The sequence below is a fragment of the Alloalcanivorax xenomutans genome, from assembly GCF_900217905.1.
Classification (GTDB): domain Bacteria; phylum Pseudomonadota; class Gammaproteobacteria; order Pseudomonadales; family Alcanivoracaceae; genus Alloalcanivorax; species Alloalcanivorax xenomutans.
Genome location: NZ_OBMO01000001.1, coordinates 266,768 through 280,332, shown reverse-complemented (window position 1 = coordinate 280,332; position 13,565 = coordinate 266,768). Strand labels below are relative to the sequence as shown.

Here is a 13,565-nt window from a genome sequence, read left to right as displayed (position 1 = left end):
TTGTCATCCGATGCGATGCCGGCAGGGGCGGAGCTTTACAGCTCCGCCGCCAGTTCTATAGGCCGCTCCAGGGTACCGTTGGCATCGTGCCTGGCGATGGCCGCGTCCACCAGCGCCTGCATCTTGGCGCCATCGATGTTGGCCGGTTTGGCTACCCGTTCGATCCAGCCCTCCACCTGGGTCGGTTGGATCAGGGCCTTGGCTTCGGCTTTTTCGGCATCGCTGAGTGAGGAGAATTTGGCGCCTTCCTTGAGCGCGGTTTTCACATACTCCCGGGAAGTGGCACCGTAGATTTCGGTGTACTTGCCAGCGTAAATCTCTTCCACCAGCTCGTTGCAGATACCCTGCACCTTGTCCGGCAGTTCGTTCCAGGTACTCATGCTCATTATGGTGGCGGCGGGAGCATGAGGGCCGTCGCCCAGGTCGGTGAAATAGGGCGCGATCTCATGCAGTTTGTAAGCAATGGAGGTCATGAAATCGAAACCGTAGACGCCGTCCAGAACACCCCGTTCCAGGGCGGTGTACACTTCCGGTGCCGCCATCGGCACGGCGGTGCCGCCGAGGCGCTCGATCACTTCCGTGGCCACGCCGTAGCCGCGGATCCGTTTGCCCTTGATGTCCTCCAGGGAGCGGATCGGTTCGCGGGTCACCAGAGGGGCGTAATACCAGTTGGTCCAGTACATCACCTTGGAGCGGTGCCGTTGCTCCCACTCCTGACGCAGCGGCTCGAACTGCTGGTACAGGTCGCGGCACACCAGCTGCAGGGCGTCGGCACGCTGCATGCGGAAATACCAGTCCAGGCCCCGGGTCACCGGCAGTTCCGCCTGGTAGTAACCGGGGGAAATCAGCGACATTTCGGACGTGGCGTCGCGGACCGCCGCCAGATGCTCGCCGACCTTGTTCAGCGATTGGGCCCAGAAACGGCGAATTTTCACCGCGTCGCCGGCGCGTTTTTCCAGTTCGTCAAGAAACCAGCTGTCCAGGCGCGAAGGGCCGGCGGTTTCGGAAATGTAGGTGTCGAACTTGATGCGGGTGGCGGAGGCGGACCAGGCTGGTACCGACAAACCGCCCAGCATGCCGGCGCCGGCCAGGGCGGCGCTGCCTTTGAGGAAATCCCTTCTTTTTATTGTCATCATCTCTCTCCAGTTGTTGTCAGGTTTATTGTGTGGGCATGTGTCATGGCTTTGGTGGCGCGGAAAAGGCGCGACGATATTTATTGTGTCGTCCAGCCTCCATCCACCGGAATTGCGGTGCCGGTAAGGTTGTGAGCCACCGGCGCGCTTAGCCACAGTGCGAGCTCGGCGATTTCGTCGGGGGCGGACATGCGGCCGGAAGGTTGTTTCTCGGCCAGCATTTTTCTGATGCCGGCTTCCCTGTCGCCATCGTGTTCAGCGGCGCTGGCGTTGATTTGCGGCTCAAGAATGGTGGTTTCCGTCCAGCCCGGGCAGATGCAGTTGACGGTGATGCCGCCGGATGCCCTGTCACCCTTGTCGGCGTATTCCAGGGCGGCGACTTTGCTCAGCCCCACCAGTCCGAATTTGGAGGCCACATAGGGGGATTTATGCACCGATGCCACCAACCCGTGGACCGAGGCGATGTTGATCACCCGCCCGTAGCCACGGTCGGCCATGGTTGGCAACGCCAGCCGCATGGTATGGAAAGCGCCCGAAAGATTGATGGCCAGAACCGTGTCCCAGATGGCGGGCGTCGCCTCGGCCAACGGAACGGTGTGCTGGATGCCGGCATTGTTGACCAGGATGTCGGCGCCACCCCATTCGGCAATGGCTTCCATCATTGCCTCGATGGTTTCGGGCTCGCGCATGTCCGCCTCAAAAAAACGGGCCTGTGGTGCGCCGGCGGCTTCAATTTCCGCGCAGGCCTTTGCCGCCTGATCGGGATCGGCCAGCCCATGCACGGCGATGCGGGCGCCGGCCCGGCCAAGCGCTTTGGCGATGGCCAGGCCGATGCCCTGTACGGAACCGGTGACCAGCGCGGTTTTACCTTCAAGAAACTGTTCCATCGCTCAGCACCTCTAATTGTTTTCTCAGCTCGGTCTTCAAAATTTTCCCGTAGCTGTTTTTCGGCAGGTCGTCGCAAAAATAATATTTTTTGGGTTTTTTGAACGAGGCCATGCGTTGGCTGAACCATTGATTCAGGTCCTCGGCCTGGACATCGTCGGCCACCACGAAGGCCACCACGATTTCACCCCATTCCGGGTCCCGTTCACCGATCACCGATACCTCGCTGATGGCCGGGTGCTGCGCCAGTACTTCTTCCACCTCGCGCGGATAGATGTTGGTGCCACCGGAGATGATCACATCCTTGGAGCGGTCGGTGAGGGTCAGAAAGCCTTGCTCATCGAGGAAGCCGATATCCCCGGTGCGCAGCCAGCCGTCCACCAGGGTGTCGCGGCTGGCGTCTTCATTACGCCAGTAGCCCGCCATCACGGTGAGGCCGCGTACCACCACTTCACCGGGCTCGCCCGGGGGAAGGGGGCGCATTTGCCCGTCGACCACCTGCACGTCGACACAGGATTGCGCGCGTCCCACCGAGGCCAGGTGGCGTTCCCAGTCCGGGGCGTCGCGGTCGGCGATACGCCGCCGGTCCAGGGCGGTGATGGTCATTGGACTTTCGCCCTGGCCATAGATCTGGATGAAGCGCGGGCCGAGCACGGATAGGGCTTCGCGAATGTCCGCGGTGTACATCGGCGCGCCGCCGTAGACCACGCTCTTCAGGCCTTCTCCGTGCTCGCCCTGGCGGCGCGCTTCCGCCACCATCCGCTTGACCATGGTCGGCGCCGCGAACAGTGATACCCGGTCGAGTCGCCGGGCCAGGTCCAGCACCTCGGCGGCATCGAAGCCTCGCGAGACCGGCAGGATATGGCGGGCGCCGGCGCGAACGAAGATGAAGTTATACAGGCCGGCGCCGTGGGACATGGGCGCGGCGTAGAGCAGGGCGTCGTCCCCGGTTACCGGCTCCACATCCACCGGGTAGCACAGCGCCATGGCGACCAGGTTGCCGTGGGAGAGCATGACGCCTTTGGAGCGGCCGGTGGTGCCGGAGGTATAGAACAGCCAGGCCAGGTCATCGGCGCGGCGTGGATGTGGAGGTTGAGTGCGGGCCGCTGGCGTGTCGCGGGCAATCAGAGCGCTGGCGGCCAGCTCGACGCCGCTCTCCAGGGGCGAGTCCTGGAAAGTGCGGCCGTCGTCGGTGATCACCAGCTTGCTTTCCGCGTTGCCAGCGATCCAGGCCGCTTCCGCGGCATGCAGTTTGGCGTTGACGGGGACCGCCACGGCGCCGCTCCACCAGATGCCGTACATCAGCGGCAGGTAGTCCACGCCGTTTTTCATGAACAGCGCGACCCGGTCGCCAGGGACCACGCCGTGGTGTTCCCGTAGCAGGCCGCCGACAGCGGCGGCGCGGTCGGCGAAGGTGCGGTAATCCGCCACCTGCTCGGCGCCGTGAAACAGTGCCGGGCGTTGCGGGTGGCAGCGGGCCTGATCGTGCAGCCAGTTTGCGATATTCATCGGTGATCAGGCCCTCTTCGCCTGCAGCACCGAGGCGTAATTGGCCACCGCGGCGCCGCCCATGTTGAAAATCAGGCCGGTTTCGGCGCCAGCACGGGCCCGTCCGACGGCCTGGCCGGTGAGTTGCCGGAACGCCAGGGCGTGCATGGAAACGCCAGTGGCGCCCACCGGATGCCCCTTGGCCTTGAGTCCCCCGGACAGGTTGACCGGCAGGCGGCCGTCGGCGAACACGGTGCCCTCCTCCAGCGCCCGGGCACCCTGGCCAGCGGGGGCGAGGCCCATGGCTTCGTAGATCAACAGTTCAGCGATGGTGAAGCAGTCATGGACCTCGGCGAAATGCAGATCCTCCAGGGTCACCCCGGCTTGCTGGTAAGCCTGGGACAAAGCCCGGCGCGGGCCCTCGAAGGCAAGAAAGTCGCGGCTGTTCATCGGCAGCAGATCGTTCACCTGCACCGCCGAGCGGATCGCCACCTGGCGGGGGAAGTCCCGGGCCCGTTCCGCCGAGGCGAGCACGATGGCGGCGGCGCCGTCGGTGATCAGCGAGCAGTCGGTGAGCCGCAGTGGATCGGCGATCAACGGATTCTGCTCCGAGACAGTGTTGCACTCGTCGAAGCTGAGCGGGCGGTGCATCTGAGCCAGCGGGTTTTCCATGGCGTTGCCATGGTTCTTCTCGGCGATGCGGGCCATGGCCGCCAGCGGATCGCCGTAACGCTCCTGGTAGGCGCGGGCGGCGACGCCGAATACCTGCGGAAAACTGAGCCCGGCTTCGCGCGGGTCGTTCTGATAGCCGGCGCCGGCCAGGGCACGGGTGACATCGGCGGTGCTGTTGGCGGTCATCTTCTCCGCGCCCACCACCAGTACCAGATCGGCGGCGCCGGAACGGATCGCGTTGATACCGGCGAATACCGCCGCGGCGCCGGAGGCGCAGGCGTTTTCGCAGCGGCTGGCGGGAGTGAAGCGCAGTCCGGGATCCGCCTGCAATACCAGCGAGGCGGGGAAGCCATCCGGGACCATGCCGGAATTGAAATGGCCGAGGAAAATCTGATCGATGTCGCTGGCGTCCACCCGGGCGTCGTCAAGCGCCTCGCGGCTGGCTTCGACGATCAGGTCTTCCAGGGTGGCATCGTTGAGGCGGCCGAAGCGGGTATGACCGCTGGCGACGATGGAGACGGAGTGGTCCTGCTGAGTCATGAGGCACCTGTGTTGTTTTTGTTCGCGGGGTTCGCGGTACCGGCACTTGCCAGACCGCCGGTTCTATTTACAATGTGGTCCATTCCCGTCCCGTACCGCTATTCGTGCAACTACGTACGTGACTAAGAGTGCCTTCCGGGGACCTGACTGCGAGAGGTGTCGCGATGCACGATTCCGTCACCACCGAGGATCTGGAACGTCTGGCTTTCCGTGTTTCGCCGGCGCCCCAGGTGATTACCCGGCAGCGGGCCATGCTGGATTTCAATGAAGCCTTCAACGCCTTGTTCGGTTATTCCCGGGAACAATTGCTGGGCCAGCTGATCCTGCGCTTGTACCCCTCCATGGCGGATTTTCAGGCCATCGGCGACCGCTGTCTGAGCTGGTTGCAGCGCAACCGTTCCTACTCCGATGAACGCTTCATGCAGCACCGTTCCGGTGAGGTGTTCTGGGCCCGCGCCAACGGCTACACGTTGACGCCGGAGTCGCCCTTCGAGCTGATGGTGTGGCACTTCGAACGCATCGATAACCCGATCCAGGCGACGGTGAAACTGACGCCCAGGGAACGGCAGATTTCCGCCTATATCGTCAATGGACTCACTTGTAAGGAGATCGGCCGCAAGCTGGGTATTTCCCATCGCACGGTGGAGGTCCACCGTGGCCGCCTGATGAAGAAACTGGAAGCGAAGAACACCGCCGAGCTGGTATCGAAAATCATCGTTTTGAGATAGCCGTGAATGTCGATCCGGCGCCCGCCGGTTCGACCAGATCAGGAAAGACCTTAAACAGGCTCTTAGGAGATAACGATGAACTACGTGGACGGTTTCTTACTGCCTTTACCGAAAGAGAACCTGGACGTTTACCTGGAGATGTCCCGCAAGGCCGGAGAGGTGTGGAAGGAATACGGCGCCATCGATTACGTGGAATGCGTGGCCGATGACGTGCCGGACGGCGAAGTCACCTCTTTTCCCATGAGCGTCAAACTGGAGCCCGGAGAAGTGGTGGTGTTCTCCTGGATCACCTACGCCTCGCGGGAAGAGCGGGATCGCATCAACGAGCAGGTAATGAAGGATCCGCGCATCGCCGGCATGGATCCGGCCACCATGCCCTTCGATGGCAAGCGGATGATGTGGGGCGGATTCCGGCCGGTGTTGAGCCTTTAGAGTCTGTTTATTACGAACGCGACTCTCCGGCTGGCCGCTCCCTGTCCACCGGTTTCAGAGTGGCGGCGCAGAACAGGGAATTGAGCCGTTTCATGTCGCCCAGCAGATCCAGGTGCAGAGAGCTGGTTTCCAGACTCTGCACGACCTGATGGCGCAGCCGTTCCAGATGGGCGTGGGCCAGTTGCCGCTGGCGTGCCTGAAAACGGCTTTTTTCTTCCAGCAGGCGGCGGATGCTGTCTTCATCGTCGTTGAGGAACACCGACAGCCCCAGGCGCAGGTTCGCCCGCAGCCGTTCGTGTAACTCCAGCAGTTCCTGCAGACCACTTTGGGAAAACGAGCGGCGCCGGGCGGTCTTGCGATCACGGACTTTCTCCATCATACGCTCGATCAGATCCCCGGCCTGCTCCAGGCTGATGCTCATTTCCAGCACCTGGCTCCAGCGCCGCTGGCTGTCCGGGCTCAACCGCTCCCGGGGAAGCCGTGCCAGGTACAGCTTGATCGCGGTGTGCAGGCTGTCCAGTTGGTCGTCCAACGGTTCCGGCGGGGCCTTGGGCCGAGTGGTTTCGCGGCGCATGGCGTTCCCCAACTCGTCCAGCATGGTTTCCACCAGGTCTCCCATGGCCAGCACCTCGCGGCTGGCGTTGGCCAGCGCCAGGGCCGGCTGATCAAGGGCCTGCGGGTCCAGATGGCGAGGCCCCTGGCGCGGCTCGGGCGTGGCCGGATCCGGCAGCAATAGCCGGCACAGACGGGCCATCGGCACGGTCAGCGGGAGCATGATCAGACAGCGGCCGCCGTTGTAGGCCAGATAGAAGCCGATCACCAGATCCTGGGGAGCGAAGGACAGGGTGGTCAGCCAGCGCGCGGTGAGATCGACGAAGGGTAGCATCAGAATCAGCCCGGCCAGTTTGAACAGCAGGCTGCCCAGGGCCACGCGGCGTCCGGCGGTGTGGTAAAAGCCGCTGTTGAGGAAAGCCAGCACGCCGCTGCCCACGGTGGCGCCCATCACCAGACACAGCGCCACCGGCAGCGACAAGACACCGGCCGCGCTCAGGGTGGCGGTGAGCAGGACCGCCGCCAGGCTGGAATAGGTCAACATGGCGAACAGCGCGCCGACTACCGCGTCCAGCAGCAGATCACCAGTGAGAGACTCGAACAGAACGCGTACGCCGCGAGCCTCGGTCACCGGCGCCATGGCCTCGATGATCAGCGTCAGGGCCAGCAACATCAGGCCCAATCCCAGCGCCACCCGCGCCAGCTGCCCCGCCTTGCTTTGCTTGCGGGACAGGAATAGCGGAACGCCGACGATCAGCAGCAGCGGGGACAGCCAGGACAGATCCAGCGTGAGCACGCGAGCCATCAGGGCGGTGCCCAGATCGGCGCCAAGCAGAATTGCCAGACCGGTGGCGAGGGGCATCAGGCCGTCGGCGACAAAGCCGCTGACCAGAAGCGCGTTGGCGTTGCTGCTTTGCACCAGCGCGGTGACCCCCGTGCCGGCGGCAAAGGCCAGCAGCCGACGATCCAGATAATGACTCAGCCAATGGCGCAGACGGGCTCCGTAGACCCGCAGCACACCGGTGCGCACGATATGCGTGCCCCACACCAGCAACGCCACGGCGGCCATCAGATGCAGCAGAACCTGCATGGCGACCCTCCTGGTCACGCCGTCGTGGGACGGTGGCTTTTGTTATATCACGGTTGTTCCCCGGGTGCTTGACGCTGACTGGCAAACTCGGGAGCCTTGAGCCTGGTTCGGCTCGGCGGGTGGTGTTCGTGCCGGCCCGATGTAAAACATCATGAATGGCTGAAGACCATGACCGAAACCTCATTGATCTACATTCACGGCTTCAACAGCTCGCCGCAATCCCATAAAGCAGGGCTGCTGCGGCAAGTGTTCGAGGCCGCCGGCGCCGGGCACCGCCTGCATATACCGGCTCTGGAGCCGCAGCCCAAGCGGGCCATGGCCGCGCTGGAGGCGGAAATCGCCGGTGCCGGTCCGGTGGCCCTGCTGGGGTCGTCCCTGGGTGGTTTCTACGCCACCTGGCTGGCGGAGCACCACGATTTGCCCGCGGTGCTGGTGAATCCGGCGGTTCGTCCCTGGGCACTACTGGACAAATACACAGGTATCAATCATAACTATCACACCGGCCAGGCCTATGACTTTGATCCGGCCTGGCTGGATGAACTCAAGCGCTACGAGGTGCCGGAGGTCAGCAAGCCCGAGCGCCTGCTGCTGCTGACACAAACCGGGGATGAGTCCCTGGATTGGACCGACGGCTGGGAATACTATGCCGACTGCCACCGCTACTGCGGATTGGGCGGCAGCCACGGGTTCGATGACTTCGATGCCTTTATTCCGTTAGTGTTGCGCTTTTGTGGAATTCGCCTGACGTCCGGCCTGTGACGTCCGGTACCGCCCGGCGGGTCTGTCCGAATGCCGGGCCGTTGACTGTTTTCAGGGATCTATGACCAACACCTATACCTCAGAGAATATCGAGGTCCTTTCGGGCCTGGAGCCGGTGCGCAAGCGTCCCGGCATGTACACCGACACCACCCGCCCCAACCACCTGATCCAGGAAGTGGTGGACAACTCCGTCGACGAAGCCCTGGCCGGGCATGCGCGCAGTATCCGCGTCAGCCTGCTCAAGGACGGCGGCGTGGAAGTGGAAGACGATGGCCGCGGCATGCCGGTGGACCTGCACCCGGTGCAGAAGAAGCCCGGTGTTGAAGTGATCCTCTCCACCCTGCACGCCGGCGGCAAGTTCTCCAACAAGAACTACCAGTTTTCCGGTGGTTTGCACGGCGTCGGGGTTTCGGTGGTGAACGCGTTGTCCCGCAAGCTGGAGGTACTGGTCAAACGGGACGGCCAGTTGCATCACATCAGCTTTGCCGGCGGTGAAAAGACCAGTGATCTGGAAGTGGTCGATACCGTCGGTAAACGCAATACCGGGACGCTGCTGCGGTTCTGGCCGGACGAGAGCTATTTCGATTCGCCCAAGGTCTCGGTGGCGCGTCTGCGTCACCTGCTGCGCGCCAAGGCGGTGCTGTGCCCGGGTCTGTCGGTGACGCTGGAAAACCAGGCCACCGGGGAAACCGAGAACTGGCAGTTCAGTGATGGCCTGGTGGAATATCTGCTGGAGGGGACCCGGAGCTGGGAGAGGGTGCCGGCGGAGCCCTTCGATGGCGCCATGAAAGGCGAAACCGAAGCGGTGGACTGGGCGGTGCTGTGGCTGCCGGAAGGCGGTGAGCTGATCACTGAGTCCTATGTCAACCTGATCCCCACTCCCCAGGGCGGTACTCATGTGAACGGGCTGCGCTCCGGTCTGCTGGACGCGCTGCGCGAATTCTGTGAATTCCGTAATTTATTGCCTCGTGGCGTGAAACTGACCCCGGAGGACATCTGGGACCGCGCCTGCTACGTGCTCAGCGTGAAAATGCAGGACCCGCAGTTCGCCGGCCAGACCAAGGAGCGGCTCAGTTCCCGGCAAACCGCCAGTTTCGTGTCCGGGGTGGTCAAGGACGCGTTCTCGCTGTGGCTCAATCAGCACACCTCCGAGGCGGAGCAACTGGCGGAGCTGTGTATCAGCAATGCCCAAAAGCGCCTGCGCGCGGCGCGTAAGGTCACCCGCAAGAAGGTCACCAGCGGTCCGGCGCTGCCCGGCAAGCTGGCTGATTGCACCAGCGACGACCCGGCCCAAACCGAGATTTTCCTGGTGGAGGGGGATTCCGCCGGCGGTTCCGCAAAACAGGCCCGGGATCGTGTCTACCAGGCGATCATGCCGCTGCGCGGCAAAATCCTGAACACCTGGGAAGTGGATCCGACGGAAGTGCTGGGCAGCCAGGAGATTCACGATATCGCCGTGGCCCTGGGCATCGAGCCGGGCGCCGACGACCTGTCCGGTCTGCGTTACGGCAAGATCTGCATTCTCGCCGACGCCGACTCCGATGGCCTGCATATCGCCACCTTGCTGTGCGCGCTGTTTTTGCGTCATTTCCCGGCGCTGGTGCGCGACGGGCACGTTTTCGTGGCGATGCCGCCGCTGTATCGCATCGACATCGGAAAGGACGTCTATTACGCCCTGGATAAAGAAGAGCGGGAAGGCGTGCTGGATCGCATCAAGGCCGAGAAGAAGCGCGGCAAGGTCAGTGTCACCCGCTTCAAGGGCCTTGGTGAGATGAACCCGATGCAGCTGCGGGAAACCACCATGGCCCGGGATACCCGCCGCCTGGTGCGGTTGACCATGACCAGCGACGACGACACCCATCAGCTCATGGACATGCTGCTCAGCAAGAAACGCGCGTCCGACCGCAAGAGCTGGCTGGAAGAGAAGGGCAACCTGGCGGAAGTATAAGCGCCGCATGGCGGCGCGGGTCGGACGTCTGAGGTCGGACGTCCGACGCTGAATCAGAACCGGGGTTTTGGCGTCCGACGTCAGACCCAAAGCGAGCAAAGCGAGCAAAAATGGCCGACGATTTCGAGAATTTTTCCCTCCGGGACTACACAGAAAAAGCGTATCTGGATTATTCCATGTACGTGATTCTGGACCGGGCCCTGCCGCACATCGGCGATGGCCTGAAACCGGTGCAGCGCCGCATCGTCTATGCGATGAGCGAGCTGGGCCTGAAGAACACCGCCAAGTACAAAAAGTCCGCCCGTACCGTGGGCGACGTGCTGGGTAAATACCACCCCCATGGCGACAGCGCCTGCTACGAAGCCATGGTGTTGATGGCGCAGCCGTTCAGTTATCGCTACCCGCTGGTGGACGGGCAGGGCAACTGGGGCAGCCAGGACGACCCCAAATCGTTCGCCGCCATGCGGTACACCGAGTCGAAGCTGGCGCCCTATGCCGAGACGCTGCTGGCGGAACTGGGCCAGGGCACGGTGGAATGGGTGCCGAACTTCGACGGCACCATGGACGAGCCGAAACTGCTGCCGGCGCGTCTGCCCAATGTGCTGTTGAACGGCACCACCGGTATCGCCGTGGGTATGAGCACCGATATCCCGCCGCATAACCTGCGCGAAGTGGCGCAGGCCTGTATCCACCTGCTCAAGGACCCCGGTGCCTCGCTGGATGATCTGATGGAGTACATCCAAGGGCCGGACTTCCCCACCGAAGGGGAAATCATTACCTCCCGCAACGACATCATCCGCATGTACTCGGAAGGCCGGGGAACGCTCAAGCAGCGCGCGGTTTACGACCGAGAAGAGGGGGATATCGTGGTCACCGCGCTGCCTTATCAGGTCTCCGGCGCGAAGGTGCTGGAACAGATCGCTGATCAGATGCAAAAGAAAAAACTGCCCATGGTCAGTGACCTGCGCGATGAGTCCGACCATGAGAACCCCACCCGCCTGGTGATCACGCCGCGCTCCAGCCGGGTGGACGTGGAGCAGTTGATGGCGCACCTGTTCGCCACCACCGATCTGGAGAAGAACTACCGGGTCAATCTGAACATGATCGGCATCGACGGGCGGCCGCAGGTGAAGAGCCTGGACGTGATTCTCAACGAGTGGCTGCAATTCCGCATGGTCACCGTGCGCCGCCGTCTGCAGCATCGACTCGACAAGGTGCTCGACCGGCTGCACATCCTGGAAGGTTTGTTGATCGCCTTCCTCAATATCGACGAAGTGATCGAGATCATTCGCCGCGAGGACGCGCCCAAGCCGGTGCTGATGGAGCGCTTCGGGCTTTCCGACAAACAGGCGGAAGCGATCCTGGAGTTGAAGCTGCGTCATTTGGCGAAGCTGGAAGAATTCAAGATCAAGGGCGAGCGTGACGACCTGTCCCAGGAGCGCGACAACCTGGAAGCGACCCTCGGTTCCATGGCCAAGATGAAGAAGCTGGTGGCCAAGGAGCTGGAAGAAGACATCGCCACCTATGGTGACGACCGCCGCTCCCCGCTGGTGGAGCGTGGCGAAGCCCGGGCCATGGACGAAGCGGATCTGCTGGGCTCGGACCCGGTCACCGTGGTGTTGTCCGAGAAAGGCTGGGTGCGTGCCGCCAAGGGCCACGATGTGGACGCGGAAGGGCTCAGCTATAAATCCGGTGACGGCTTCCTGGCCGCCGCCAGGGGCAAGTCCAACCAGCCGGTGTGCTTCCTTGATTCCACCGGGCGCAGTTACTCGCTGCCGGCCCATACCCTGCCCAGCGCCCGCAGCCAGGGCGAGCCGTTGTCCGGACGGGTTAATCCGCCTTCCGGAGCCCAGTTCGTGGCGGCGATCATGGGCAAGGAAAAAGACGCCTTCCTGATGAGCACCGACGCCGGCTACGGTTTCGTGGTCCGTTACGGTGATCTGCTTGCCAACAAGAAAGCCGGCAAGACCGTGCTGACCGTGCCCAAAGGCGCCAAGGTGATGGCGCCGAAGCCGATGCCGGCGATCGAGCAGGCGCTGATCGCGGTGGTGTCCAACGAAGGCCGGCTGCTGGTGTTCCCGGCGGCGGATCTGCCGGAAATGGCGCGTGGCAAGGGCAACAAGATGGTCTCCATTCCGTCCGCGCGAGTGGCTGACCGGGTGGAATTCGTGCAGGACATCCAGGTGCTTGGCCCCGAGGATGCCCTGGTGGTGCGTTCCGGCAAGCGTCATTTGAAACTCAAACCCGCCGATCTGGAGCACTACATGGGAGAGCGGGGGCGCCGTGGCGCCAAGCTGCCACGCGGTTTCCAGAATGTGGACACCATGGATGTGGAGCCCCGCGACTGAGTCAGGGGGCGCCCGGATCGCCGCTTTTGGTTATGATCCGGGCGTTAAGTCAAAAGGAGTAGCCGCGTCATGCGTGCCATGTTGACCGGTGTTACCACCGCACTGTTGTTACTGCTGAACACGCTGATCCTGATCGGGCCGATGATGGTGGTCGCCCTGCTCAAACTGGTTTTGCCGGGCAAGACCCTGCGTAATCGCTGTTCCCGCGGTGTCATGTGGATCGCGGAGACCTGGGCGGGTATCTGCAAGGCGATTTTTTCTTTGATGACACCAACCCGCTGGGAAGTGCGTGGTGCCGAGGGGCTGCGCCGAAACACCTCCTATCTGGTGGTCAGCAACCATCAATCCTGGGTGGATATTCCGGCGCTGGTGCAGGTGCTCAATGGGCAAGTGCCCTACTTCAAGTTTTTTCTCAAGAAAGAGCTGATCTGGGTGCCGTTTCTGGGGCTGGCGTTCTGGGCGCTGGATTACCCCTTCATGAAACGCTACACCAAGAGCTATCTGAAGAAGCACCCGGAATTACTCGGTAAGGACCTTGAGATCACCAAGGCCGCCTGCGAGAAATTCAAGGACATGCCGGTGACGGTGGTGAATTACCTGGAGGGGACCCGGCGTACTCCGGAGAAGCAGGCGCGGCAAAACTCCCCCTTCAAGCATCTGCTCAAACCCAAGGCCGGCGGCGTCGCCTTTGTGCTGGCGGCTCTGGGGGACAGTCTGGACGCCTTGCTGGATGTGACCATCGTCTACCCGAATGATACACCGCCGGGCTTCTGGGATTTGATCAGCGGCCGGGTGGAAAGGGTCATCGTGGACCTGCGCATGCGGGAGCTGGATCCGGCGCTGTGGCAGGGGGACTACGAGAACGACCCGAAATTCCGTACCGTGATTCAGCGCTGGGTCAACGATTTGTGGCGGGAGAAAGACGCCCTGATCGATGAGCTGGCGGATCAGCATCGCAGCGTTGGCGCCGAAACCGGAGAGATGTCCTGA

The 13,565-nt window shown here is 62.8% G+C and carries 11 protein-coding genes; 6 read left to right on the top strand and 5 right to left on the bottom strand.

The features are described 5' to 3' along the window. Positions 1 to 35 precede the first annotated feature (35 nt). The 4 genes from dctP to CRO06_RS01270 all read right to left on the bottom strand — a co-directional run bounded on the left by dctP (position 36) and on the right by CRO06_RS01270 (position 4,718). A complete protein-coding gene (gene dctP / locus CRO06_RS01285) occupies positions 36 to 1,133 on the bottom strand; it encodes a TRAP transporter substrate-binding protein DctP (RefSeq protein ID WP_244902749.1) in 1,098 nt (365 codons plus the stop codon). Between the two features lie 80 nt (positions 1,134 to 1,213). Next, positions 1,214 to 2,020, bottom strand: a complete 807-nt coding sequence (locus CRO06_RS01280; protein WP_097057551.1) for a 3-hydroxybutyrate dehydrogenase — start codon at positions 2,018 to 2,020, stop codon at positions 1,214 to 1,216. Further along, complete coding sequence (locus tag CRO06_RS01275; protein WP_097057550.1) at positions 2,004 to 3,527, bottom strand: class I adenylate-forming enzyme family protein; 1,524 nt, start codon at positions 3,525 to 3,527, stop codon at positions 2,004 to 2,006. The genes CRO06_RS01280 and CRO06_RS01275 overlap by 17 nt, the downstream gene beginning before the upstream one ends. A 6-nt stretch (positions 3,528 to 3,533) precedes the next feature. Then, the gene (locus tag CRO06_RS01270) at positions 3,534 to 4,718 is read right to left on the bottom strand and encodes an acetyl-CoA acetyltransferase (protein WP_022993956.1); all 1,185 of its coding nucleotides are present in this window, start codon (positions 4,716 to 4,718) and stop codon (positions 3,534 to 3,536) included. Between the two features lie 164 nt (positions 4,719 to 4,882). Here CRO06_RS01270 and CRO06_RS01265 point away from each other — a divergent pair, with 164 nt between their 5' ends. Both CRO06_RS01265 and CRO06_RS01260 read left to right on the top strand, forming a co-directional pair. Continuing rightward, positions 4,883 to 5,446 (top strand): LuxR C-terminal-related transcriptional regulator, encoded by a 564-nt coding sequence (locus CRO06_RS01265; protein ID WP_022993955.1) that lies wholly within the window; start codon positions 4,883 to 4,885, stop codon positions 5,444 to 5,446. 75 nt (positions 5,447 to 5,521) lie between these two features. Then, positions 5,522 to 5,878 carry a DUF1428 domain-containing protein gene (locus tag CRO06_RS01260; protein WP_097057549.1) on the top strand — a complete coding sequence of 119 codons (357 nt, stop codon included), beginning with the start codon at positions 5,522 to 5,524 and terminating at the stop codon, positions 5,876 to 5,878. Positions 5,879 to 5,888: 10 nt separating this feature from the next. Here CRO06_RS01260 and CRO06_RS01255 read toward each other — a convergent pair whose 3' ends face one another. Further along, positions 5,889 to 7,520 (bottom strand): Na/Pi cotransporter family protein, encoded by a 1,632-nt coding sequence (locus CRO06_RS01255; protein ID WP_097057548.1) that lies wholly within the window; start codon positions 7,518 to 7,520, stop codon positions 5,889 to 5,891. Positions 7,521 to 7,688: 168 nt separating this feature from the next. Here CRO06_RS01255 and CRO06_RS01250 point away from each other — a divergent pair, with 168 nt between their 5' ends. The 4 genes from CRO06_RS01250 (at position 7,689) to CRO06_RS01235 (ending at position 13,565) form a co-directional block, all read left to right on the top strand. Further along, the gene (locus CRO06_RS01250; RefSeq protein WP_022993952.1) at positions 7,689 to 8,279 is read left to right on the top strand and encodes a YqiA/YcfP family alpha/beta fold hydrolase; all 591 of its coding nucleotides are present in this window, start codon (positions 7,689 to 7,691) and stop codon (positions 8,277 to 8,279) included. Between the two features lie 61 nt (positions 8,280 to 8,340). Beyond that, complete coding sequence (gene parE, locus CRO06_RS01245) at positions 8,341 to 10,227, top strand: DNA topoisomerase IV subunit B (RefSeq protein ID WP_097057547.1); 1,887 nt, start codon at positions 8,341 to 8,343, stop codon at positions 10,225 to 10,227. Between the two features lie 110 nt (positions 10,228 to 10,337). Beyond that, complete coding sequence (gene parC / locus CRO06_RS01240) at positions 10,338 to 12,575, top strand: DNA topoisomerase IV subunit A (RefSeq protein WP_097057546.1); 2,238 nt, start codon at positions 10,338 to 10,340, stop codon at positions 12,573 to 12,575. 69 nt (positions 12,576 to 12,644) lie between these two features. Continuing rightward, positions 12,645 to 13,565 (top strand): acyltransferase, encoded by a 921-nt coding sequence (locus CRO06_RS01235; protein ID WP_022993949.1) that lies wholly within the window; start codon positions 12,645 to 12,647, stop codon positions 13,563 to 13,565.